This is a genomic window from Mesorhizobium sp. M8A.F.Ca.ET.021.01.1.1 (assembly GCF_003998025.1).
In the GTDB taxonomy this organism is placed as follows: Bacteria; Pseudomonadota; Alphaproteobacteria; order Rhizobiales; family Rhizobiaceae; genus Mesorhizobium.
The window spans coordinates 1-1,956 of record NZ_RZSJ01000829.1 but is presented as its reverse complement, the minus strand read 5'-3'; the positions used below and the strand labels follow the sequence as shown (position 1 = coordinate 1,956).

The following is a 1,956-nucleotide window of genomic DNA, read 5'->3' as shown; positions in this document are numbered from 1 at the left end:
GTTGAGCGGCGGATCGGCGAAGGTCCTGGCCGTCACCAGATCAACCGGCTTGCGGAATACGTCGATGGTCGGCCCGAACTGGGTGATGCGGCCTTCCGACAGCGTTGCCGTGTTGCCGCCGAGCAGCAGGGCCTCATGCGGCTCGGTGGTGGCGTAGACGAAGATTGTGCCGGCAGCGGCAAAGATCCTCGGCAGTTCGGCCCGCAATTCCTCGCGCAGCTTGTAGTCGAGGTTGGCAAGCGGCTCGTCGAGCAGCACCAGGCTGGCATTCTTGACGATGGCGCGCGCCAGCGCGGTGCGCTGCTGCTGGCCGCCCGACAGGCTGAGCGGGGTGCGGTCGAGATAGGGTGTCAGCTTGAGGAGAGCTGCCGCCTCGCGCACCTGGCTGTCGATCTTGCCTTGCTCGACACCAGCCACCCTTAGCGGCGAGGCGATGTTGTCATAGACCGTCATCGCCGGATAGTTGATGAACTGCTGGTAGACCATGGCGATCTTACGCTTCTGCACCGGCGTGCCGGTGACATTCTGGCCGTCGAACCAGACCGAGCCGGATGTCGGCACATCGAGGCCGGCCATCAGCCGCATCAGGCTGGTCTTGCCGGAAAGCGTGGGCCCGAGCAAAACGTTGAGCGAGCCGTGCTGAAGCGTCAGCGACACGTCGCGGATGTGCTCGACCGCACCGACCGTCTTGGTGACGTTCCTCAGTTCCAGCATGACGCCTCCTCCCAGGCTTTCCGCATCAGCTCAAAACCTCTTCATTCGGCGGCCGCGACATGCTGCCGGCTTATGCCACGCATGAATTCATCGAGTGCCGAGACCTGCTCGCGGCTAAGATGCAGGCCGCGCTTGGTCCGTCGCCACAGCACATCTTCCGCCGTGACGGCCCATTCGTTTTCAACGAGATAGCGCACCTCGGCCTCGTGCAGATCGCCACCGAAATTGCGGCCGAGATCGGCAATCGACTTGGCCAAGCCGAGCAGAACCTGCGCACGCGTCCCGTAAAGCCTGGTCAACCGGCGCGCCAAACGCTGGTCGAGGAAAGGGTAGGCGCTTTTCAGCTTCGCCACCTGCGCATCGAAACCGGTGGCCGGAAAATCGCCGCCAGGCAGCGGCGCATCCGATGTCCACGGCTTGCCGCGCTTGCCGAGAAAACCTTCGATCTTCTCCAGCATTGATTCCGCCAGCCGGCGGTAGGTGGTGATCTTGCCGCCAAACGCGTTGACCAGCGGTGCGGCGCCCTCGCCGCCATCGGCCTTCAGCACGTAGTCGCGAGTCGCTTCCTGCGCCTTGGAGGCGCCGTCATCATAGAGCGGACGCACGGCCGAATAGGTCCAGACAATGTCCGAACGCTTGACGGGAACGGCGAAATACTCGCTCGCCGCGGCACAGAGATAGTCGATTTCGGTGTCGCTGATCTTCACATCGTGCGGATCGCCGGGATAATCCCGGTCGGTGGTGCCGATCAGCGTGAACTCGTCCTCGTAGGGAATAGCGAAGATGATGCGGCCATCCCTGTTCTGGAAGAAATAGGCGCGCGGATCGTCGAACTTCTTGGCGATAACGATGTGGCTGCCCTGCACGAGGCGCACGTTGTGAACGTCATTCTGCCCGACGACGCCGGACAGCACGTGGTCTACCCAGGGCCCCGCCGCATTGACCAGCAACCGTGCCTTGACCTCTTCGGTCTCGCCGGTTTGCAGGTTCTCGATCTTTATCGTCCATATCCCGCCTTCGCGGCGGGCTCCAACCACTTTCGTGCGGGTCCGGATGGTTGCGCCCCGGTCAGCAGCGTCACGTGCATTCAGCGCCACCAGCCGCGCATCGTTGACCCAGCCATCGGAATATTCGAAGGCCTTTTTGAACAGCGGCTTCAAAGGCTTGCCCGCCGGGTCGCTTGCCATGTCGAGCGTCCTGGTCGCCGGCAGCAATTTGCGCCCGCCAATGTGATCGTAAAGG

At 62.9% G+C, this 1,956-nt stretch carries 2 protein-coding genes; both read right to left on the bottom strand.

What is annotated here, in order from left to right; all coding sequences use genetic code 11:
* Positions 1-714: ABC transporter ATP-binding protein (locus EOA36_RS34445; protein WP_145969478.1), on the bottom strand; the 714-nt coding region annotated here is incomplete at its 3' end.
* 41 nt (positions 715-755) lie between these two features.
* On the bottom strand, positions 756-1,956 hold a 1,201-nt coding region (glpD, locus tag EOA36_RS34440; RefSeq protein WP_127281132.1), incomplete at its 5' end, for a glycerol-3-phosphate dehydrogenase.